The sequence below is a fragment of the Streptomyces sp. NPDC002776 genome, assembly GCF_053592195.1.
This window is the reverse complement of record NZ_JBSFVG010000005.1, coordinates 295079-316666: the sequence shown is the minus strand read 5'-3', so window position 1 is coordinate 316666 and position 21588 is coordinate 295079. Positions and strand designations below refer to the sequence as shown.

At 72.4% G+C, this 21588-nt stretch carries 21 protein-coding genes and 1 tRNA gene; 10 read left to right on the top strand and 12 right to left on the bottom strand.

From position 1 onward, the window contains the following. Window positions 1–105: 105 nt before the first annotated feature. On the bottom strand, window positions 106–402 hold the full coding sequence (locus ACWD11_RS13510; protein ID WP_389419412.1) for a hypothetical protein: 297 nt from the start codon (window positions 400–402) through the stop codon (window positions 106–108). A 112-nt stretch (window positions 403–514) separates the two neighbouring features. Here ACWD11_RS13510 and ACWD11_RS13505 point away from each other — a divergent pair, with 112 nt between their 5' ends. Further along, window positions 515–1477, top strand: a complete 963-nt coding sequence (locus ACWD11_RS13505) for an NADP-dependent oxidoreductase (RefSeq protein ID WP_451282995.1) — start codon at window positions 515–517, stop codon at window positions 1475–1477. Here ACWD11_RS13505 and ACWD11_RS13500 read toward each other — a convergent pair. The 4 genes from ACWD11_RS13500 to ACWD11_RS13485 form a co-directional block, all read right to left on the bottom strand. After that, entirely contained in the window at window positions 1474–1800 is a 327-nt protein-coding gene (locus ACWD11_RS13500) for a DUF202 domain-containing protein (protein WP_451282994.1), read from the bottom strand. The genes ACWD11_RS13505 and ACWD11_RS13500 overlap by 4 nt on opposite strands. Then, window positions 1788–2180, bottom strand: a complete 393-nt coding sequence (locus ACWD11_RS13495; protein WP_451120786.1) for a YidH family protein — start codon at window positions 2178–2180, stop codon at window positions 1788–1790. The genes ACWD11_RS13500 and ACWD11_RS13495 overlap by 13 nt, the downstream gene beginning before the upstream one ends. 10 nt (window positions 2181–2190) lie before the next feature. Then, window positions 2191–2715 carry an NUDIX hydrolase gene (locus tag ACWD11_RS13490; protein WP_451282992.1) on the bottom strand — a complete coding sequence of 175 codons (525 nt, stop codon included), beginning with the start codon at window positions 2713–2715 and terminating at the stop codon, window positions 2191–2193. Between the two features lie 332 nt (window positions 2716–3047). Continuing rightward, on the bottom strand, window positions 3048–3944 hold the full coding sequence (locus ACWD11_RS13485; RefSeq protein WP_389419407.1) for a DMT family transporter: 897 nt from the start codon (window positions 3942–3944) through the stop codon (window positions 3048–3050). Window positions 3945–4310: 366 nt separating this feature from the next. Here ACWD11_RS13485 and ACWD11_RS13480 point away from each other — a divergent pair, with 366 nt between their 5' ends. The 4 genes from ACWD11_RS13480 to ACWD11_RS13465 all read left to right on the top strand — a co-directional run bounded on the left by ACWD11_RS13480 (window position 4311) and on the right by ACWD11_RS13465 (window position 8275). Continuing rightward, window positions 4311–5258 (top strand): hypothetical protein, encoded by a 948-nt coding sequence (locus ACWD11_RS13480; RefSeq protein ID WP_451282990.1) that lies wholly within the window; start codon window positions 4311–4313, stop codon window positions 5256–5258. A gap of 64 nt (window positions 5259–5322) precedes the next feature. Beyond that, entirely contained in the window at window positions 5323–6867 is a 1545-nt protein-coding gene (locus tag ACWD11_RS13475) for an APC family permease (protein WP_451282988.1), read from the top strand. Window positions 6868–6936: 69 nt separating this feature from the next. Beyond that, a complete protein-coding gene (locus ACWD11_RS13470; RefSeq protein ID WP_389419404.1) occupies window positions 6937–7671 on the top strand; it encodes a molybdopterin-dependent oxidoreductase in 735 nt (244 codons plus the stop codon). Further along, window positions 7655–8275 (top strand): cytochrome b/b6 domain-containing protein, encoded by a 621-nt coding sequence (locus ACWD11_RS13465; protein ID WP_451282986.1) that lies wholly within the window; start codon window positions 7655–7657, stop codon window positions 8273–8275. Before ACWD11_RS13470 ends, ACWD11_RS13465 begins: the two co-directional genes overlap by 17 nt. A gap of 78 nt (window positions 8276–8353) precedes the next feature. On the opposite strand, the gene ACWD11_RS13460 is transcribed toward ACWD11_RS13465, so the two are convergent. After that, window positions 8354–9751, bottom strand: a complete 1398-nt coding sequence (locus ACWD11_RS13460) for a GntP family permease (RefSeq protein WP_451282984.1) — start codon at window positions 9749–9751, stop codon at window positions 8354–8356. 50 nt (window positions 9752–9801) lie between these two features. Next, window positions 9802–10329 carry a gluconokinase gene (locus ACWD11_RS13455; RefSeq protein ID WP_389419530.1) on the bottom strand — a complete coding sequence of 176 codons (528 nt, stop codon included), beginning with the start codon at window positions 10327–10329 and terminating at the stop codon, window positions 9802–9804. Between the two features lie 143 nt (window positions 10330–10472). Here ACWD11_RS13455 and ACWD11_RS13450 point away from each other — a divergent pair, with 143 nt between their 5' ends. Continuing rightward, window positions 10473–11180 (top strand): FadR/GntR family transcriptional regulator, encoded by a 708-nt coding sequence (locus ACWD11_RS13450; protein WP_389419401.1) that lies wholly within the window; start codon window positions 10473–10475, stop codon window positions 11178–11180. 20 nt (window positions 11181–11200) lie between these two features. On the opposite strand, the gene ACWD11_RS13445 is transcribed toward ACWD11_RS13450, so the two are convergent. The 4 genes from ACWD11_RS13445 to ACWD11_RS13430 form a co-directional block, all read right to left on the bottom strand. Beyond that, complete coding sequence (locus ACWD11_RS13445) at window positions 11201–11572, bottom strand: YchJ family protein (protein ID WP_389419400.1); 372 nt, start codon at window positions 11570–11572, stop codon at window positions 11201–11203. Next, complete coding sequence (locus ACWD11_RS13440; protein ID WP_451282982.1) at window positions 11569–12948, bottom strand: M1 family metallopeptidase; 1380 nt, start codon at window positions 12946–12948, stop codon at window positions 11569–11571. Before ACWD11_RS13440 ends, ACWD11_RS13445 begins: the two co-directional genes overlap by 4 nt. A gap of 65 nt (window positions 12949–13013) precedes the next feature. Further along, complete coding sequence (locus ACWD11_RS13435) at window positions 13014–16868, bottom strand: Pls/PosA family non-ribosomal peptide synthetase (RefSeq protein ID WP_451282980.1); 3855 nt, start codon at window positions 16866–16868, stop codon at window positions 13014–13016. Between the two features lie 657 nt (window positions 16869–17525). Continuing rightward, window positions 17526–17613 (bottom strand) — tRNA-Leu (locus tag ACWD11_RS13430). Window positions 17614–17798: 185 nt separating this feature from the next. Here ACWD11_RS13430 and ACWD11_RS13425 point away from each other — a divergent pair. The 3 genes from ACWD11_RS13425 (at window position 17799) to ACWD11_RS13415 (ending at window position 20496) form a co-directional block, all read left to right on the top strand. Next, a complete protein-coding gene (locus ACWD11_RS13425) occupies window positions 17799–19124 on the top strand; it encodes a M20/M25/M40 family metallo-hydrolase (protein ID WP_451282978.1) in 1326 nt (441 codons plus the stop codon). 130 nt (window positions 19125–19254) lie between these two features. Further along, window positions 19255–19488 (top strand): chaplin ChpH, encoded by a 234-nt coding sequence (gene chpH / locus ACWD11_RS13420; RefSeq protein WP_389419395.1) that lies wholly within the window; start codon window positions 19255–19257, stop codon window positions 19486–19488. A 171-nt stretch (window positions 19489–19659) separates the two neighbouring features. Then, entirely contained in the window at window positions 19660–20496 is an 837-nt protein-coding gene (locus tag ACWD11_RS13415; protein ID WP_451282976.1) for a chaplin family protein, read from the top strand. A gap of 64 nt (window positions 20497–20560) precedes the next feature. On the opposite strand, the gene ACWD11_RS13410 is transcribed toward ACWD11_RS13415, so the two are convergent. Continuing rightward, on the bottom strand, window positions 20561–20749 hold the full coding sequence (locus ACWD11_RS13410) for a DUF5703 family protein (protein WP_005485166.1): 189 nt from the start codon (window positions 20747–20749) through the stop codon (window positions 20561–20563). A gap of 47 nt (window positions 20750–20796) precedes the next feature. On the opposite strand from ACWD11_RS13410, the gene ACWD11_RS13405 reads away from it, so the two are divergent. After that, a complete protein-coding gene (locus ACWD11_RS13405; protein ID WP_389419393.1) occupies window positions 20797–21501 on the top strand; it encodes a hypothetical protein in 705 nt (234 codons plus the stop codon). Window positions 21502–21588 lie beyond the last annotated feature (87 nt).

Genomic DNA, 21588 nt, shown 5'->3' with positions numbered 1-21588 from the left:
GTCCAGGGGGTGAGCCCAAAGTGATCGGAGCCACGATAGGCCGACAGCTCCCCGCGCAGGGCGACGGGGAGCTGTCGGAGGGTGCCTTCCGGCCGGGACGGCGGGTCAGTGGTCGTCCCAGTGGCCGGCGTGGGCCGCGTGCCGGTGGCCGTCGTGCAAGTAGTCGACGTGGTCGCCGTGCAGGACGCTCTCGTGCCCGCAGCCGTCTCCGTGCCGGTGGTCGTGGCCCTCGTGGGTGGCGTGGCCGTCCGGCTCGCACTCGTCCCAGTGGCCGCCGTGCTCGCGGTGCAGATGACCGCCGTGCGCGTAGTCCACGTGGTCGCCGTGCTGCACCTCGGTGTGTCCGCAACCGGGTCCGTGGGAGTGGGCGTGGGAGGCGTGTTCCTGGTGGGGGGTGGTCATGGTGCTCACCTTCGGAGGTGCGGGGGATGACGTCGGACAGGCTGCCACGCGAACGGCGCATATGCGCTCATTCGGCTTGCGTGGCGTCCGGGTACCCCGGAGGGTCGGAGCCATGAAGGCGATCAGCTACTCCCGCTACGGCGGCCCCGACGTGCTGGTCCACGGCGAGCTGGCCGACCCCAAGGTCGGACCCGACTCGGTGCTGGTCAAGGTACGGGCCGCGGCCGTGAATCCGGTCGACTGGAAGTGTCGCGAGGGGCTGCTCGACGGTGCCCTGCCGGCGGTCTTCCCGGTGGTGCCGGGATGGGACCTGTGCGGGGTGGTGGTGCAACCGGGGGTCTCGGTCACCGAGTTCGGCGTCGGCGACGAGGTCATCGGGTACGTGCGCGAGGACTTCCTGTCCCGCGGCACCCTCGCCGAGTACGTCGCGGCTCCGCTGCGCACCCTCGCGCGCAAGCCGCGCAACCTCACCTGGGAGGAGGCGGCCGGACTGCCGCTGGTCGGGCTGACCGCGTACCAGGTGCTGGTCAAGGTGCTCCAGGTCAGGCGCGGAGAGACCGTCCTGGTGCACGCGGCGGCCGGCGGGGTCGGCTCCATCGCCGTCCAGCTCGCCCGGCACCTCGGCGCCCGGGTCATCGGCACGGCGAGCGCCCGCCACCACGACTACGTCCGCGGCCTGGGCGGTGAGCCGGTGGAGTACGGCGAGGGCCTGGTCGAGCGGGTACGGGGCCTGGCCCCCGAGGGCGTGGACGCCGTCCTCGACACCGTCGGCGGCGACGCGCTGAAGGTGTCGGCGAACGTGCTGAGCCCGGAGGGGCGGCTGGTGTCCCTCGCCGACGCGGAGGTCTTCGACTACGGCGGCCGCTACTACTTCGTCCGCCCCGACGCCGAGGACCTGCTGCGGCTGACCGAGCTGGCCGAGCAGGGCGTGATCACGGTCCACGTCTCGGAGACGTACCCGCTGGAACGGGCGGCGGAGGCCTACCGGTCGAACGAGGAGGGACGCACCAGAGGCAAGATCGTGGTGACGGTTCCCTGGGACGAGGACTCCCCTCAGTCCCGGCCGTCGCCCTAGAGGATCAGCAGCGCTCCGCACACCGCCAGCGCGACCGTGCACAGGACCGCGGCCGTCGCGTGCCGGGGCGCGAGTGCCGCCGGTGCCGGGCTCGCCGCGAGGGTGCGGATGCGGCGGTTGGCGACCGCGAGGAAGCCCAGCCACAGCACACAGCACAGGGCGCACACCGCGATCCGCGGCGCCGAGACCCCGCCGTGCAGGGCCGTCTTCACGGCGAGCACCGCGGCGACGGTGCCCGCCAGGGTCGTACGACGCCACGCCAGCCGGGTCCGCTCGGGCTGGAGCCCCGGGTCCCGCGCCGGCGGCGGGGTCACCCCTCCCATCCGACCAGCACCACCACGACCATCGCGAGCGCCACCACCGCGACCACCACGCTCAGCAGCGCCGGGAACCGGGACACCGGCAGATCCTCGCCGCGCCGCATCGCCCGCTCACAGGCCACCCAGTGATTGACCGCGCGCAGGGAGCACAGCACGCCCGCCGCGAGCAGCGCGAGCGCGAGCCCGACCCGCCAGCCCCAGCGCAGGTCCGGCAGGAACTGGTCCACCGCGAAACCGCCACCGACCAGCGCCATCGCGGTGCGCAGCCAGGCCAGGAAGGTGCGCTCGTTCGCCAGCGAGAACCGGTAGTCCGGCGTGCCGCCCTCCCGCCGGATCTCCTCGGGCGCGAACCACAGCCGGACGTTCCGTACGAATTCGATCACGTCCCGGACCCTACCGGGAGCCCTCCGCCGCCCGGTGCGCCCGCAGCCGCTGGTACGCGGCGAGCCCGTCCGGCACCCACTCCCAGTCGTCGAGGTGCGCCACCACCTCCGGCTCCGGCAGGAAGGCGTGCCACGCCACCTCCTCCACCTGGGGGTTCACCGGCAGCTCGCAGCGCACCTCGTACACGGCCGACCACCAGCCGTGCCCGGCGTCGTCCTCGTAGAGGAACTTGAAGAGGAACCGCGGCTCCGGCAGCCCGGACACCCCCAGCTCCTCCTCGGCCTCCCGCAGGGCCGCCTGCGCGTAGGACTCGCCCGCGCCGACGACACCGCCGACGAACATGTCGTACAAGGAGGGGAAGACCAGCTTGGTCGGGGTGCGGCGGTGCACGAAGAGGCGGCCGTCGGCGTCCCTGGCCTGGATGAACACGCACCGGTGCCGCAGACCCTCGGCGTACACCCGGCCGCGCGGGGCCACGCCGATGACCTGGTCGTTCTCGTCGACGACGTCGAGGATCTCGTCAGCTGCGCTCATGGGGCCATCCAAGCGCATGGGGCCGTCGTAGCCGATGGGGCCCTGCCCGCGCATGGGGCCCTCCCCGCGCATGGGGCCGCCCAAGCTGATGGGGCCCTCCCAGGTCATGGGGCCGTCCTAGCTGATGGGCCCTTCCCCGGCTATGGGCCCTTCCCCGGCTATGGGCCCTTCCCCGGCTATGGGGCCGTCCTAGCTGATGGGCCCTTGCCCGGTCATGGGGCCGTCCAAGCTGACGGGCCCCTCCCCGCTCATGGGCCCCTCCCCGCTCAGGGCCGTCCGAGCGCACAGGCCCACCCGAACTCATGGGGCCCACCCGAGCAGGGCCCGTCACGTCAGGCGCTCGGCTGGAGGGCCCGTGCCCGTTCCCGGACCGCCTGGCCGGACGGCATCGCCGGGTGCAGGCCGAGCAGGACGATGCCCACGACGACCGCGGCGAGCCCCGCCGACTCCCAGGCCAGGGCGCCCGCGTCGGTGCGCAGCCGGTCGCCGAGGAAACCGACCCCGCAGGCGATGCCGGCCAGCGGCTGGGCGGCGGTCAGGGCGGGCAGCGACACACGCAGCGACGCGGTCTCGAAGGCGCTCTGCACCAGCACCAGACCGGTGATTCCGAGCACCAGCACGGCGTACGGCTGCCAGCCGGTCAGCACCGCGACGAGACCGCCCTCGCCGAAGCGCTGGCCGGTCACCCGGGTGAGGGCGTCCTGGACGCCGTAGAGCAGACCGGCCGCCGTGGCGAGCAGGGCCGGCCCGGAGCCGAGGCGCGAGCGCCTGGCGTACGCGGTGAGCAGCAGCGCCGTGCCGGTCATCACGCCGATGATCAGCCACTGCCGGAACGGGTCCGTCGGCGCGGCGCCGCCGGTCGGCTCGCCGGCCACGATGAACGTCGCCACGCCCCCCGCGAGCAGCAGCAGACCCAGCCAGCCCTGCCGTCCCAGGGACTGCTTTGTCCGGTACCGGGACAGGGCCATCGCGAAGAGCAGGTTGGTCGCGAGCAGGGGCTCCACCAGGGACAGCCGGCCCTGGCCGAGCGCGACCGCGCCGAGCGCCATGCCGGCCACCATCAGGGCGATGCCGCCGAGCCAGCGCGGCACCTTCACCAGGTCCAGCAGGAGGCGCGGGGAGAGGAAGTCGCTGAGCGGGGCCTTCTGGGCGGCGTCCTGCTGGAGGACGAAGCCGAAGCCCAGGCAGCAGGCGGCGCTCACGGCGAGAATCAGAACCTGAAGCGACACGCGACGTTCCTCGATCGTTCGGCCGGGGCTCGGGAGGCGTACCGCGCGATGGCCGACCGTGTCTTTCCCGGGAGCCGGTGCGCCCCTGGGAGCGATGGACTTCCCGTCATGGTCCGCGCCCGGCGCCGGAAACACCATGGCCTACGCCACAGGTACGGTCCAATCCCACGATCCGGACGATCACAAGCCCCGCAACACGCCACAACTGCCTCATCCGTCACAGGAGTTGACGCGTGTAACGCGTCGGCGGCCCTTGACGCGAAGCATTGGCGGGGGGTTGGCTGTGTGTGATCGCTTGATGGCGAACCGAAACCATGGCAAACCGAAACCAGACGTCGACCCGCGTCGCGTGAGGATGTTCCCGCGGTGTCTCCACCCCTACCCCTGGGCCGCGGCCGCAAACGCGCGGCCCAGACGCCGGACGGCGCCCTCGACGACCTTGACCTCAGCGCCGCGCGGGCGGCACTGGCGCAGGGCCGGTGGCAGAGCGCCCGCTCCCTGCTCGCGCACACCGCCGACGACTGGGACAGCCGGGGCCACCGCGTCACCGTCCTCGCCCAGGAGACCTACAGCGCCCCTTGGGCCCGCGAGTGGCTGCTCGCCGAACCCGAGTCCGCCGACGCCCGCGTCCTGCTCGCCCTCGCCCAGGTCCAGCGCGCCCTGCGCGGCAGGGAGAAGCCGGACCGCGCCCGCGAGGCCTGCCACACCGCGGCCGCGCACGCCCCGGCGGACCCCACCCCCTGGCTCGGCCTGCTCATGCTCACCCGGGGCACCGGCACCGAGGAGGAGGCGCTGAAGCTCTTCGAGGAGGTCCGCGCCCGGCACCCCGACCACCACCACGCCCACCACCTGATGGTCGCCCGGCTCGCCGAGCGCCACCCGGCCCTGGGCCCGGACCCGCTGCACGAGGTCTACGACTTCGCCAACGGCGCCGCCGACCGCGCACCCGCCGACTCCCCGCTCGCGATCCTGCCCGTCATCGCGCACGCCGAGCGCTACCGGGTGCTGGCCGCCGCCGGGCACGAGCCCGCCGACCCGGCCGCCTCGGGGCACTGGGTCGGCCGCCGGGCCCGCCAGGTGATGAAGGCCGCCTTCGACTGGTGGCTGGAGTGGGAGCACGAGGGCCATCCGCGCCGCCTGGTCGACCTGAACTTCCTCGCCCACGCCAAGTACTGCGAGGGCCGGGGCGCCGAGGCCGCCGCCCTGTTCCACCGCATCGGCGATCACGTCACCCCGGCGCCCTGGTCGTACCCGGACCGCGACCCCTACCCCGCCTTCCGTGCCGCCCGAGACAGCGCGCTCGGCACGATGTGAACCACCCGCACGCCCCGCACCGCCACCCTCCTCACCCCCGCCACTCCCGAAAGGATCACCCCCGATGACCACGGGCAGTTCGAGAACGAGCAGTCCTCCCGCCGACGGCGGCATCAGCACGTTCAAGGGCCAGGACCGGGCCCTGCGCGCCGACCGGCTCGGCACCCTCGGTCTGCTGCTGTCCGTGCTCGCCGCGACCGCACCGCTCATGGTGGTCGCTGGTGTCATGCCCACGACTTTCGGGGTCATGGGCATCACCGGGCAGCCGCTGCTCTTCGTGATGCTCGGCGTGGTGCTCGCCCTCTTCAGCGTCGGGTACGCCGAGATGAGTCGGCACGTGCACAACGCCGGCGCCTTCTACGCCTACATCTCCCGGGGCCTCGGCGGCACCGCCGGATCCGGCGCGGCCCTGGTCGCGCTGGTCGCCTACAACGCCCTCCAGGTCGGCATCTACGGCATCTTCGGGTTCGAGGTCTCCAGCCTCTTCGCCACCTACCTGGAGATCGAGCTCGCCTGGTGGATACCGGCCCTCCTGGCCGTGCTCCTCGTCGGCGCGCTCGGCCTGCTGAAGATCGACCTCAACGCGCGCGTGCTCGGTGTGCTGCTCCTCATCGAGGTGGCGCTCGTCGTGATCTTCGACATCGCCGCCCTCGGCGACCCCGGCCCCGAGGGCCTGTCCCTGGCCGCCTTCGACCCGGACACGCTCAGCGGCGCCGGCATCGGCACCGCGCTCTGCTTCTGCGTCGCCGCCTTCCTCGGCTTCGAGCAGGCCCCCGTCTACGCCGAGGAGACCAGCCGCCCGCACGTCCTCGTGCCGCGCGTGATGTTCCTGGCCATCGGCGGCATCGCCGTCTTCTACACGATCAGCTGCTGGGCGATCACGGTGGCCACCGGCCCCGACGCGGTGGTCGGCACCGCCCAGGAGCAGAGCGCCGGAATGCTGTTCTTCCTCACCGAGGGCCTGCTCGGGGAGACCTTCACCGACGTGCTGCACATCCTGTTCGTGACCGGCATGTTCGCCGCGATGGTCAGCTTCCACAACGTCGTCGCCCGCTACGCCTTCGCCATGGGCCGCGAGGGTCTGCTGCCCGCCGTCTTCGGCCGCACCAACAGCGCGAGCGGCGCCCCCGGCACCGGCTCCCTGCTCCAGACGGTGATCGCCCTGGTGGTGGTGAGCGCCTTCGCGCTCGCCGACGACAAGCCGACCGGTGACCCGACCGCGCCGGTGCTGCACCTGTTCACCTGGATGGGCAACGTCGGCGCGCTCGGCGTCACGCTCCTGATGGCCATCGCCTCGGTGTCCGTCGTGGCCTTCTTCGTCCGCCGCGGGGCCGCGGGCAGCCAGTTCTGGCGGCTGACCGCCGCCGGGCTCGCCACGGTCGCGCTGTGCTTCATCGTCGTCTACACCGTCAAGGACTTCGACGTCCTCGTCGGCTCGGGACCCGGCTCGTCCCTGCACTGGATCCTGCCGGGCATCATCGCCCTCGCCCTGGTCGTCGGCCTGGCCCAGGGCCTCGTCCTGCGCGCCCGCGACCCCGAGGCGCACGCCCGCATCGGCCAGGGCAACGAGGCGTTCCAGCTGGAGAAGGCGTCGGAGACGACGAACTGAGATTACGGAACCCTGACGGGCACTTGCGGCCTCTGGCCCACCCCGGGCCACGGGTGCTCGAATGAACAGGTGAACCCCGACGACCCCGCAGGGCCCGAGGAGCGCGGCACGCCGATCGGTCGCCGCGTCCTCCTCGGCACCCTGGGCCTGGGCGCCCTCGGCGTGGCTGCCGCGCCCGTCCTCCAGCGCGGCCTGGAGTCCTTCCTCGCCGGTGCCGCCGAACGGGACCCGACCGGACTGACCGGGCTGCTCCCCAACGGCGGCGGCTTCCGCTACTACTCGGTCGCCTCCTCCGTGCCGCGCAAGAACGCCGGGAACTACCGCCTCACCGTCGACGGACTGGTGGACCGCCCGAGGTCCTACACCCTCGCCGAGCTGCGCGCGCTGCCGCAGACCCGCCTGGTCCGCGACGTCCAGTGCGTCACCGGCTGGCGCGTCCCCGACACCCCCTTCGAGGGCGTACGGCTGTCCCGGCTCCTGGACGCGGCGGGGGTGCGCCCCTCGGCCGGGGCGGTGCGCTTCACCTGCTTCGACGGCGTCTACACCGAGAGCCTCACCCTCGACCAGGCCCGCCGCTCCGACGTCCTGGTCGCCCTTCGCATGCGGGACAAGGACCTCGGCCACAGCCACGGCGGCCCGGCCCGCCTCTATGTGGCCCCCATGTACTTCTACAAGTCCGCCAAGTGGCTCTCCGGCATCACCGTCACCGAGGACGTGCGCCCGGGCTACTGGGAGGAGCGCGGCTACGACGTCGACGCCTGGGTGGGCCGCTCGAACGGACGCGACGATGAGCCCACGGACTGAGCCCCCGCCCGCCCCGACGCTCCGCCGCTTCGGCCGGGCGACGCGGTGGGTCCACCGCACCACCGCACTCCTGATGGGCCTCTGCGTGGCCACGGCGGCCTGCCTCTACGTCCCCCAGCTCGCGGAGCTGGTCGGCCGACGCGCCTTGGTGGTCCGCGTCCACGAGTGGGCTGGCCTCGCCCTGCCGGTCCCGCTCCTGGCGGGCCTGGTCTCCCGCGCCCTGCGGGCCGACCTGGGCCGGCTGAACCGCTTCGGCCCCCATGACCGCCGCTGGCTGCGCGCCGCCCTGCGCCGCGACCGGACCCCCGGAGCCCGGCCCGCCGCCAAGTTCAACGCGGGCCAGAAGCTCTACGCCTCCTGGATCGCGGGCGCCACGCTGGTCATGCTCGGCACCGGCCTGATGATGTGGTTCACCCACCTCACGCCCCTGACCTGGCGTACCGGTGCCACCTTCGTCCACGACTGGCTGGCCCTGACCCTCGGCATCGTCCTCGGGGGCCACATCGGCATGGCCCTGGCCGACCCGGAGGCCCGCCGCGGCATGCGCACCGGCTCGGTGAGCCGGGAGTGGGCACAGCGGGAGCACCCGTTGTGGCGGCCGTGACCAGCAGGGCCCGCCCCCTCCTCGATACCGAGGACGGGGCGGGCCCAGCGGTGCCGTAAGGCCGCTGCATCAACGCCGCTACATCAACAGCGACAGCAGCAGCACGATGCCGCCCGCGACCACCGAGATGATCGTCTCCATCACCGACCAGGTCTTGATGGTCTGGCCGACGCTCAGCCCGAAGTACTCCTTCACCAGCCAGAAACCGGCGTCGTTGACATGGCTGAAGAAGAGCGAGCCGGCGCCGATGGCGAGGACCAGCAGGGCCGTCTCACCGGTGGACATGCCCGCCGCGAGCGGCGCGACCAGGCCCGCCGCCGAGACCGTGGCGACCGTCGCCGAACCGGTCGCCAGCCGGATCGCCACCGCGATCAGCCAGGCCAGCAGCAGCGCCGGGATGGACCAGTCCTCGGATATCTCCAGGATCATCTGTCCGACCCCGGAGTCGATCAGCGTCTGCTTGAAGCCGCCGCCCGCGCCGACGATCAGCAGGATGCCGGCGATGGGCGCGAGGCCCTTCTCGACCAGGCCGGAGACCCGGTCCTTGCCGAACCCGGCCGGGCGCAGCAGCGTGAAGATGCCCATCAGGACGGACGCGAGCAGGGCGATCAGCGGGGAGCCGATGACGTCGAAGACGCGCTGGGTGGTGTTCTCGGGGTCGTCGATGATGATGTCGACGAGCGCCTTGGACAGCATCAGCACGACCGGCAGCAGGATCGTGGCGAGGGTGGCGCCGAAGCCGGGGCGCTTCTCCAGCTCCTCCGAGGCGCGCTGCGGGATCATCCGGTCGGGGGCCGGGACGTCCACCCAGCGGGCGGCGTACCGGGAGAACAGCGGACCGGCGATGATCACCGTCGGGATGGCGACCAGGACCCCGAGGGCCAGCGTCACGCCCAGGTTGGCCTGCACCGCGTCGATCGCGACCAGCGGGCCGGGGTGCGGCGGGACCAGGCCGTGCATCACGGACAGACCGGCGAGCGCGGGGATGCCGATGCGCATCAGGGAGTAGTTGCCGCGCTTGGCGACCATCAGCACGACCGGGATCAGCAGCACCACGCCGACCTCGAAGAACAGCGGCAGACCGATCACCGAGGCGATCAGCACCATCGCCCAGGGCATGGACCGGCCGCTCGCCCTGGCGAGGATCGTGTCGACGATCTCGTCGGCGCCGCCGGAGTCGGCGAGCATCTTGCCGAGGATCGCGCCGAGGGCGATCAGCACGCCCACGCCGGCGACGGTGGTGCCGAGCCCGGTGGTGAAGCTGGTGATCACCTTGTCCAGCGGCGCTCCGGCGAACGCGCCCAGCGCCAGCGACCCGATGGTCAGCGACAGGAAGGCGTGCAGCTTGAACTTGGTGATGAGCAGGACGATGACGGCGATGCCCGCCAGCACGGCGATGCCCAGCTGGGCATGACCGGCCGAGGTGATGGGCTCGACGGTGTCCGCTGCCAGCAGCTCGGCGTTGAGTCTGGTCACGGGGGGATTCCCTTGCGGTTATGGGGGTGGGGAGAGGGGAGCGTGGGGGGTTACGACGCCGGGTCCGGCGGAGTGCCGAGGGCGTCCAGCGCGGCCACGGCACGCGCGGTGATCTCCTCGGGCGTGCCCGAGACCTCCACCACGACGCCCGCCTCGTCCGCCTGGAGCGGCTGGAGGGTGGCGAACTGCGAGTCCAGCAGGGCCGTGGGCATGAAGTGGCCCTTGCGCTGCCGCATCCGGTCCTCGATCAGCTCGCGGCTGCCGGCGAGGTGGACGAACACCACCCCGGGAGCGGCGGCCCGGAGCCGGTCGCGGTAGGACCGCTTCAGCGCGGAGCTGCTGACCACGCCGCCGAGCCCCGTCCGCTTGTGCGCCCAGGCGCCGATGGCATCGAGCCAGGGCCACCTGTCCGCGTCGTCGAGCGGGGTGCCGGCCGACATCTTGGCGATGTTGGCCTGCGGGTGGAAGTCGTCACCCTCGGCGTAGGGGACGCCGAGCCGGGCGGCTATCAGCGGACCGATCGTGGTCTTGCCCGTTCCGGCGACGCCCATCACCACGACGACGTAGGGGGTACGCATCACTGCCTCGCTGTCTTCCTCGACATACGACGTCGCCATCTGACGTCGGCCACACTGAAACCCATTAGGTACGACGAATTCAAGAGCCTGTGACAAATAAGTCTGACTTTTTGTTCCTGTGAGCTCCCCCGTACGCTGTGTGCATGAGCACAACCGGCCGGGGGCTGCACGGACAGGTACTCGAATCCCTCGGCCCCGCGATCACCGCGGGTGAGTACCCCCCGGGCAGCGTCCTGCGCACCGACGAACTTGCCCAGCAATTCGACGTCTCACGCTCGGTGATGCGCGAGGCGGTCCGCGTCCTGGAGTCCATGCACCTGGTGGAGTCCCGCCGCCGGGTGGGCGTGACCGTCCGCCCGAAGTGCGAGTGGAACGTCTACGACCCCCAGGTCATCCGCTGGCGGCTGGCCGGCGCCGACCGTCCCCACCAGCTGCGCTCGCTCACCGTGCTGCGCTCCGCGATCGAGCCGGCCGCCGCGGGCCTCGCCGCCCGGAACGCCACCGCCGAACAGTGCGCCGAACTCACCGAGTGCGCCCTCGGCATGGTCGCCAACTCCCGCGGCCACCAGCTGGAGGGCTACCTCTTCCACGACATCGCCTTCCACCGGGTCATCCTCACCGCCTCCGGCAACGAGATGTTCGCCCGCCTCGGAGACGTGGTCGCCGAGGTCCTCGCCGGCCGCACCCATCACGAGGTGATGTTCGAGGACCCCGACCCCGCCGCCGTCACCCTGCACGTCCAGGTGGCGGAGGCGGTCCGCGCCCGCGACGCGGCCCGCGCCGAACACCTGGTCCGCGAGATCACGGTCGGCGCCCTCCAGGAACTGGACATCCTGGCCCCCGGCCCGTAGCCCGGCCTACCGGTCCCCGCCTACTGGTCCAGGAACTCCCCGTCCACGTACACCCACGCCCCGTCCACCCGCTCGAACCGGCTCCGCTCGTGCAGCGAACCGCCCCGGAAGGACGCCCGGAACGTCACGGTGCCGGTGGAGTGGAACGCCGAGCCCTCGGTGGCCGCCAGGATCTCCAGACCGGTCCACCGCATCGACGGGTCCAGGTCGAGCCGCGCGGGCCTGGTCCGCGGATGCCACGTCCGCAGCAGATACCGCACGTTCCCCTTCACGAAGGCGCTGTACCGCGACCGCATCAGCGCCTCGGCGGTCGGGGCCGCGGCGGCACCCGAGTGGAAGCGGCCGCAGCACGCCCCGTACGGCTCGGCCCCACCGCAAGGACACCGGCTCATGCGGAGGCTCCCGTGCTCGGCGGATACGGCGGCTTCACCGGCAACGACGTCACCGGCGCCGGCAACGGCGGCAGCGCCGTGCCGTACAGCCATGCCTCCAGCAGTTCCTCCAGGGGCTCGCTCGCGAACCGGGCCACGTGCGCGGTGAACGTCGTCGTGCTCACCGCCCCGCCCCGGTGCAGCCCCGTCCAGCCGCGCAGCATGCGGAAGAAGGCGTCGTCGCCCATCGCGCAGCGCAGGGCGTGCACGGTCAGCCCGCCGCGCTGGTAGAGACGGTCGTCGAACATCAGCTTGCGGCCCGGATCGGCCAGCTTCAGATCCTGCGCCTGCGCGGCCAGCGACCGGTGCGCCACGGCGGCGAGCTGCTGCGCCGTACGCCCGCCCGACCGCTCCGACCACAGCCACTCGGCGTACTTCGCCAGCCCCTCGTTCAGCCAGATGTGCCGCCAGTCGGCGATCGAGACGCTGTTGCCGAACCACTGGTGGGCCAGCTCGTGCGCGACCAGCCGCTCCCAACCCCGCGCCCCGTCCACGTGGTTGGCGCCGAACAGCGACAACCCCTGTGCCTCGACGGGCACATCGAGCTCCTCCTCGGTCACCACGACCGCGTACTCGTCGAACGGGTAGGGCCCGAACAGCTCCTGGAACAGCTCCATCATCTGCGGCTGGCGCGCGAAGTCCCGGGAGAACCGGGGGAGCAGCTGCGCCGGGATGTGCCCGTGCTGCGGCACCCCGCCGGGGCCCGGGTCGCCCAGCAGCACCGTCTGGTACTTGCCGATCGACAGCCCGACCAGATAGCTGGACGTCGGCGCGGACTGCTCGTACACCCAGGTCGTCGTCGACGCCTTGGTCGTCCGGGTGAGCAGCCGGCCGCCCGCGACCACCGCGTACGCCGAGGGCGTCGTGACGGACATCTGGTACGACGCCTTGTCCGCCGGGCGGTCGTTGCACGGGTACCAGGACGGCGCCCCGACCGGCTGGCTCGCCACCAGCGCCCCGTCCTCCAGCTCCTCCCAGCCGAGCCCGCCCCAAGGACTGGCGACCGGCTTGGGGTTGCCCGACCAGTGCACCTCGACGGTGAACGCGGCCCCGGGCCGGAGCGCCTTGGCCGGCTTCACCCGCAGCCGCCCGCCGCGGTGCGTGTACTGCGCCTGACGGCCGTCCAGCCGGACCCGGCCGATCCTGAAGTCGGCCAGGTTCAGCTGGAACTCGGCGAGCGGCGACCGGCCCGCGATGGCGTTGATCCGGGCCGTCCCCGACAGCCGGTTGGGGCCCGGGCGGTAGTCCAGCGCGAGTTCGTACCGGTGCACCCGGTAACGGGAATCACCGTTGTCGGGAAAGTACGGGTCCGCACCCACGGACTGCTGAACTGCCACTGCTGCGTCTGCTCCCTGCGCTGCGCTCGTACGACGTTCCTCGTCCCCCGGCGCCACGGCGCCGGTCAACGCCGCCACGACTCGATCGGGTTGCCCAGCCAGCGCGTGTCGTCGGGAACGGACTCCGCGGCCATCACCAGCGACGCGGGACCCAGCGTGGTGCGGGCCCCGATCGTGCTGCCGGGCAGGACGATTCCGCCAGGACCCAGCGTCGCGCCCTCACGGAGGACCACAGTATCCGTCCGCAAGATCCGGTCGTGGAAGAGGTGCGTCTGCAGCACACAGCCCCGGTTCACCGTCGCCGCGTCCTCCAGGGTCACCAGATCCGTCTCCGGCAGCCAGTAGCTCTCCACCCACACGCCCTTGCCGATCCGCGCCCCCATCCCGCGCAGCCACGCCGTCAGCACCGCGGTGCCCGGCACGGACCCGGCCAGCCACGGCACGGCCAGCACCTCCACGAAGGTGTCGGCCAGCTCGTTGCGCCACACGAACCCGCTCCACAGCGGATGCTCCCCACCATGGTGCCGCCCGACGAGTGCCCACTTGGCGAGGATCGAGACCAGCCCCGCCGCCGCGCCCGCCGCGAGCAGCACCAGGCCGCCCAGCGGCCACGCCCAACCGCCCAGCGCGCACAGCGCCGCCACCGTCAGCACGGCCAGCCCGGCCGAGCAGAACACCGGCACGATCCGGCACAGCTCCACCGCACCGCGCGCCCACAGCAGCCGCGCCGGCGGATCGTACGTCCGGCTCCGGTCGCCGCCGCCCGCACTGCGCGGCAGCTTCACCGGCGGCAGACCCAGGTAGGAGGTGCCCTTCTTGGCCTTCTTCGGCGTCGCCGACAGCACCCCGACCAGACCGTCGTCCGGCACGCTCCGCCCCGGCGCGGTCATCCCCGAGTTGCCGAGGAACGCCCGCCGCCCGATCTCCGCGCGCCCGATCCGCACCCAGCCGCCGCCGAGCTCGTACGGCGCCGTCAGGGTGTCGTCGGCCAGGAAGGCACCCTCGCCGACCGTGGTGAGGCCGGGCAGCGCCAGCACCGTGGAGACCTCGGCACCCTTGCCGATCCGCATGCCGAGCAGCCGCAGCCACACCGGCGTGGCCAGCCCGGCGTACAGCGGGAACAGCGTCTCCCGGGAGCGGTCCATGAGCTGCGTGACCGTCCAGGCCTGCCAGCCGACCCGGCTGTGCGTGGCGTACGTGCCCTCGCTCAGCCCCACACTCAGCAGCCGTACACCGATCAGGATCAGCAGCGCGTACGTCAGCCCGAAGACCAGCGTGGCCGGCACCAGCGCCAGCGCGGCACCCGTGAGGGGGGCGTCGGCGTCGACGAGCGGATAGGCCACCCCGAGCGCCGCGGCCCCCGACACCACCGGCAGCGCACTGAGCGCCAGCCCGCTCACGCCGTACATGCCCCGCCAGAACGCGCTGCGGCGCGGCCGGTCCTTGGGCCAGTTCCGCTTGGCCCTGCCCAGCTTCACCGCGGGCGCCCCCGCCCAGCGCTGACCGGTCGGAATCCCTCCGGTCACCGCGGAACCCGGCGCCACCTCGGCCCGCTTGCCGACCCGGGCGCCCGGGAAGAGCAGGCTGCGCGTGCCGACCACGGCATGCGCGCCCACCTTCACGGCGCCGATCTCCAGCCGGTCACCGTCCAGCCAGTACCCGGACAGGTCCACCTCGGACTCGACGGCCGCGCCCCGGCCCAGCTTGAGCATGCCGGTGACCGGCGGCAGCGCGTGCAGATCGACGTCCGGCCCGACCTTGGCACCCAGCGCACGGGCGTACCGCTCCAGCCAGGCCCCGGTCAGCGAGGTCGCCCCGCTGAACTCCGCGAGCCGCTCGGCGGTCCACAGCCGCAGGTGCACACCGCCCCCGCGCCGGTACCGGCCGGGCCGCACGCCCCGCAGCAGCAGCCGGGCCCCGCCCGCGGCGATGGCGAGCCGCCCCGGCGGGCTGAAGAACACCAGCGCTCCGGCCACCACCAGCCACCAGGGCGCGGTCGGCAGCCAGCCGTACCCGGTCAGGACGTTGCCCAGCGCGGCCAGCGGCACCATCCAGCGCAGCCCGAGCAGCGTGAACAGGGGCAGCAGCACGAGGAGCTGGACCGCCTGCGCGCGCCGGGGCACCGGGGCGATGGTCCGCCGGGAGCCGTCGCCCTGCGCGGACTCCTCCAGGTGCCGGGCCAGCTTGCGCAGGGTGGGCTGCTGGTAGATGTCGAGGACGGCCGCGCTCGGGTAGCGCTCGCGCAGCCGGGTGGTGAGCTGGGCGGCGGCCAGGCTGCCGCCGCCGATCGCGAAGAAGTCGTCCCGGGCATCGGTCACCGGGATGCCGAGGACCTCCGTCCACTGCTCGGCGAGCCACGCCTCGGTGCCGTAGAGCCGCTCCGCCTTGCGGCCCGTCTCCAGGCCCTCCAGCGGCCAGGGCAGCGCGTTGCGGTCCACCTTGCCGCTCGTGCGGGTCGGCAGGTCCGCGACCGGCGCCAGCAGCGGCACCAGCGCGGCCGGCAGTTCGGCGCGCAGCTTCTCGACGGCGGCCGCCTGGTCCCAGCCGTCCTGGGTGACGACGTACCCGACGAGGAGCTGGTTGCCGCTGCGGGCGGTGCGCACGGCGGCCGCGGCGCCGGCGACCCCGGGCAGCGCCTGGAGCGCCGCGTCGACCTCGCCCAGCTCGATCCGCCGCCCGCCTAGCTTGATCTGCTCGTCGGCCCGCCCGAGGAAGATCAGCCCCTCCGGCTCCGCCTTCACCAGGTCACCGCTGCGGTACGCCCGGTCCCAGCCCAGCGACGTCAGCGGCGCGTACTTCTCCGCGTCCTTCCCGGCGTCCAGGTACCGGGCGAGCCCGACCCCGCCGATCACCAGCTGGCCGCTGCCGCCCATCGGCACCGGCTCCCCGGACTCGTCGACGACGGCCAGCTCCCAGCCGTTCAGCGGCAGCCCGATCCGGATCGGTTCCTCGCCCGACATCAGCGACGCGCACGCCACCACGGTCGCCTCGGTCGGCCCGTAGGTGTTCCACACCTCGCGGCCCTCGGTCACCAGCCGCTGCGCCAGCTCCGGCGGGCAGGCCTCACCGCCGAAGATCAGCAGCCGGACCTCGTTGAGGGTGTCCGGCTCCCAGAGCGCGGCCAGGGTGGGCACCGTGGAGACCACGGTGATCTCCTGCTCGACCAGCCACGGCCCCAGATCGGCGCCGCTGCGCACCTGCGACCGGGGCACCGGCACCAGACAGGCGCCGTACCGCCAGGCCAGCCACATCTCCTCGCAGGACGCGTCGAACGCGACCGAGAGCCCCGCCATCACACGGTCCCCGGGCCCGATCGGCTCCTCGGTGAGGAACAGCGCGGCCTCGGCGTCCACGAACGCGGCGGCGCTCTCGTGGCTGACGGCGACACCCTTGGGCCGGCCGGTCGAACCGGAGGTGAAGATGATCCACGCGTCGTGCTCCACGCCGGGCCGCCCGGCGGGGACCTCCGAGCGGCTGTACGCGGTGATCTCGTGCCCGGCCCCGATGACGGCCCGGACGTCCGCCTCGCCGAAGACCAGCTCGGCCCGCTCGTCCGGGTCCTCCGCGTCGACCGGCACATAGGCGGCACCGGCCGCGAGCACCGCCAGGACGGCGACGTACAGATCGTTGGTCCCGGACGGCACCCGCACGCCCACCCGGTCACCGAGTCCGACCCCGGCCCCGGCGAGCAGCCGCCGCACCCGCGCCACCTCGGCCGCCAGCGCCCGGTAGGTCAGCCGCGTGGTGCCGTCGTCCAGGGCGAGTTCGTCCGGAAAGGAGCGTACGGACGCGTCCAGGATGTCGACGAGCGTACGCGGAGAGGCCGCCGGGCCCCCGGAGAAACGTGCCGTATCACCGAACCGCTCACGGATCTCTTCGTCGAGCAGACCGAGAGCGCTGCTCTCGTACATGGCTGCCATCGGGTCCTCGCGTCTCGATCCCGGAAGCCTCCGGGGCGCCGGCGGGCCCGCAGTGCGCCTGGGGTTGTCCGGTCCAGCTCCGTAACAAGCCGGAAATTTTAGTACGACGCTATGTCCGCCCCCTTCCGGCGGCCACCCGGAATCGATCTTCCGGGCCGTGCGGCTGTCGTGGGCACGCCGATGACCTGGCGTTTCGCGAGGGCGGGAGAGATGCCCCACACAGAGCGCCAGACCGACCGCGGTGCGTGTCCACCGGGCGAAACGCTTGATGAACGTCAGTGCCGTGTCGGCGACTTGTGTCGACCTTCACCTCGGTCCACGGGTGGATGTTGGCCGCCGCCTGGAACGGCGGCTCGCCCGGCGCCGGCACCGCGAAGGTGTCGCACAGCTCGCGCGCCTCCTCCTCGCTCACCGCGTCGGCGAAGGAGTAGCGGAATTGCTCGAACGTCAGCGGCACCGCACGGTGGAGGTTGGCATCACGGCCGGCGATTGGGGTGCCTGCGCCTCCTCGAGGACGGCCGCCCACCGGTCCCAGCTGATGGACAGCAGCCACAGCCCGTGCCGCCTGCCCCAGAGCGCATGACGCGCAGGAGTGCACCGTGCAACGCGAAGTGCCGGTCGGGATCGCTCCCGGCCGGCACTCGATGCTGCAACAGCTGGTGTCCGAGGGGGGACTTGAACCCCCACGCCCGATAAAGGGCACTAGCACCTCAAGCTAGCGCGTCTGCCATTCCGCCACCCGGACAAGGTGTCTGTCGTGCGGGGTTACCCCCGCGGCGACAGAGAAAACATTACCAGGCTTTCGACAGTGGCCGATCACCCCCCGTCCCGCCGTGAACGGCGTGCGACGGGCCGGGGCGGGCTTGGGCCCGGCCCGTCGCAGGAGGAGGATGAGGGGGACCACCAGCAGTGACAGTGGGAGGAACCAGCGTGAGCGGGACGGACACGGCCAGCAGCGTCACCGGCGAGGACGAGGTCGTGGACCTCTGCCGCGAGCTGATCCGGATCGACACCAGCAACTACGGCGACCACTCGGGCCCGGGCGAGCGCAAGGCCGCCGAGTACGTCGCCGAGAAGCTCGCCGAGGTGGGCCTCGAACCACGGATCATCGAATCGCACCGGGGGCGCGCCTCCACGATCGCCCGGATCGAGGGCGAGGACCCCTCCCGGCCCGCGCTCCTCATCCACGGCCACACCGACGTCGTACCGGCCAACGCCGCCGACTGGACCCATGACCCCTTCTCCGGCGAGATCGCGGACGGCTGTGTGTGGGGGCGCGGCGCCGTCGACATGAAGGACATGGACGCCATGACCCTGGCGGTCGTGCGCGACCGGCTGCGCAGCGGCCGCAAGCCGCCGCGCGACATCGTGCTCGCGTTCCTCGCCGACGAGGAGGCGGGCGGCACCTACGGCGCCAAGTACCTGGTGCAGAAGCACCCGGAGCTCTTCGAGGGCGTCACCGAGGCGATCGGCGAGGTCGGCGGGTTCTCCTTCACCGTCAACGAGAAGCTGCGGCTGTACCTGGTGGAGACCGCCCAGAAGGGCATGCACTGGATGCGGCTCACCGTCGACGGCACCGCCGGTCACGGCTCGATGACCAACGACGACAACGCCATCACCGAGCTGTGCGAGGCCGTCGGGCGGCTCGGTCGGCACACCTGGCCGGTCCGGGTCACCAAGACCGTACGGTCCTTCCTCGACGAGCTCTCCGACGCGCTCGGCACCGAACTCGACCCCGAGAACATGGACGAGACGCTCGCCAAGCTCGGCGGCATCGCCAAGATGGTCGGCGCGACCCTCAGGAACTCGGCGGCGCCCACCATGCTCGGCGCCGGCTACAAGGTCAACGTCATCCCCGGCCAGGCCACCGCGCACGTCGACGGACGCTTCCTGCCGGGATACGAGCAGGAGTTCCTCGCCGACCTCGACCGCATCCTCGGCCCGCGGGTGAAGCGGGAGGACGTGCACGCCGACAAGGCCCTGGAGACCGACTTCGACGGGCGGCTGGTCGACGCCATGCAGAGCGCCCTGAGCGCCGAGGATCCCATCGCGCGGGCCGTGCCGTACATGCTCTCGGGCGGCACCGACGCCAAGTCCTTCGACGACCTCGGCATCCGCTGCTTCGGTTTCGCGCCGCTGCAGCTGCCGCCCGAGCTGGATTTCGCGGGCATGTTCCACGGGGTCGACGAGCGGGTGCCGGTGGACGGGCTCAAGTTCGGCGTACGGGTGCTCGACCGATTCCTCGACGCGTCCTGAATTTCGCGCGCCTGTGCGGAATCGACTGAGAAGAGTGAATCCGACCATAAGCTCGTAGCTCCATTAGTTCTTCCTCGTTACAGGTGATGCGATCCGCTGTTTGGGATCGCATTGCCAACTAGGAGGAATAATGATCAAGAAGATCGTCGCCGCTGCGGCTGCCACCGGTGGTCTGGTTCTCGCGGGTGCGGGCATGGCCGTCGCCGACGCCGGTGCCCAGGGTGCCGCGGTGCACTCCCCGGGCGTCCTGTCCGGCAACGTGGTCCAGGTTCCCGTGCACATCCCGGTGAACGTGTGCGGCAACACGATCAACGTGATCGGGCTGCTGAACCCCGCCTTCGGCAACACCTGCGTGAACAAGTGACGCTGCCTTACTGAGGTTCCGTACGACACCGTCGGTCCCGGAGCGCGTGCCATGCGCTCCGGGACCGACCGGTCTTTGCTTGAATTCATGCGGGTCATGAGTTCGTGCGGTTTATGCGTTCATGTGGGCCATGTTCGTGTGGGTCACGAGGGGGAAGGCAGGGAATTCAGCATGCGACAGGTCACCCGCAAAGGGCTGATGACCGTGGCCGCCGCGACCGGGGTGATCGCCGCCGCGGGAGGGGCCGCGCAGGCGGACTCCGGCGCGAGCGGCTCCGCCGCGCGCTCGCCCGGAGTGCTGTCCGGCAACACGGTCCAGGCGCCGGTGCACGCACCGGTCAACGCCTGCGGAAACACGGTCGACGTCGTCGGGGTGCTCAACCCGGCGGCGGGCAACACCTGCGTCAACAAGGGGGGCGGCGCACGCGGGGGCTACGGCGACCGGGGCGGCTCCGGGGGCGCGCACTCCGGCGGTCACGCCGCCGATTCACCCGGTGTGGCATCGGGCAACCATGTCGAGGTGCCGGTGTACGCGCCGGTCAACGTCTGCGGCAACAGCGTCGACGTCATCGGGGTCGGCAACGGCACCACGGGCAACGACTGCGGGAACGGCGGCGGTGGGCACAACCCGCCGGGGGGCGGGCACGGGAACCCGCCGGGTACGCCGGAGCGGCCGGGGCATCCGGGCGGGCCGGAGAACCCGGGGAGCCCCGGGAGCCCCGAGCACCCCGGCAACTCCGGAAACCAACCCGGCAATCCGAACAATCCGGGTGATCACGGCGATCCGGGCGGTACCGATGGCCGCGGAACCCCGGACACCCCGTCCGCCTCGCGTGGGCTGACCCCGCGGGCCGACCTGCCGGGAGCCGGGTCCGTCACCGAGCCCGGGGGCCTCGCCTCGCTCGCCGCCACCGGCAGCGAGCTGCCGCTGGGACTCGCCCTGCCCGTGGGCGCGGGCGCGCTGCTGGCGGGCGCGGTGCTCTACCGCAAGGCGCGGGCCTCGGCCTGAGACGCCGCGCACGACGGAGCGGGCCCCGCCGTCCCGGCGGGGCCCGCTCCGTCTCCGTCCGCTCTCACCACGTGGCGCGCACCTGGCGGATGATCCTGCGGCGCAGCCGCACCCTGCGGCTTCCGTCGCGCAGCAGGCTCAGGCGGTCCAACTCCCAGTGTCCGTACTCTGCATGGTCCGTCAGCAGACGTGTGGCGTCCTTGCGGGAAACCCCGCGCGGTACGTACACGTCGACAAATTCGTATTCCGGCATCGCATCTATTGTGCGGGCTGGGCCCCGGTACGGATAGCGTCTGCACTATGTCTGATGCTGCGCAGCCCACCGCTGCCGAGGTACGCGCCGCCGCCGAGGCGGTCAAGACCGCGCTCGACCGCCATCTCGCCGCGGTCGAACGCAGGTCGGGCGAGGACGACCCGGCCGTCTACGAGGCGTTCAACCACCTGGCCACGGCCGCAGAGGCGTACGACGAGCTGCTCTACGACCGATACGACGAGGTCACGCCCTTCGAGATCCCCGGCACCGAGGACGCTCTGCCGCCCTACGCCGGCCCCGAGGAGCCGAACGCGCTGAGCGTGCTGATCCGCCGCGACTACGCCGTGGTGGAGCCGCAGCGGCTGCTGGCACAGGCACAGCGGATCGAGGCCGCGGACTACGACGAGGGCACGGGCTCCGGGGCCTCCGGCACCGTCCACGGGGCGCTGGGCCTTCTCTTCGGCGAGTTCGAACCCGACGAGATCGCCTCCCGGCACAAGGAGTTCGGCCTGGAGGAGGGCGACTCCACGCTGTGGGTGACCGCCGCCGACGAGCCGGCCGATCCCGGCGAGTGGCTGGAGGCCCCGTTCGAGCAGGTCGATCCGCACAAGGCGGTCTGCCGCTTCGACGTCAGCGCGGTGTTCGACGACGATCTCGACGTCGAGGACCCGGACGACGAGCCGGACGACGTCCTCGACGCGGAGCTGGTGGACGAGGACGAGGACCTGGAGCCGCTCGACGCGGAACGCTGAGCGAGGATCCTGTACGGCACGAAGGGCGGGCGGCGGCCGGAGCGGACCGCCGCCCTTCGCGTACCGCGGCGCCGCCGCCGGGTCCGG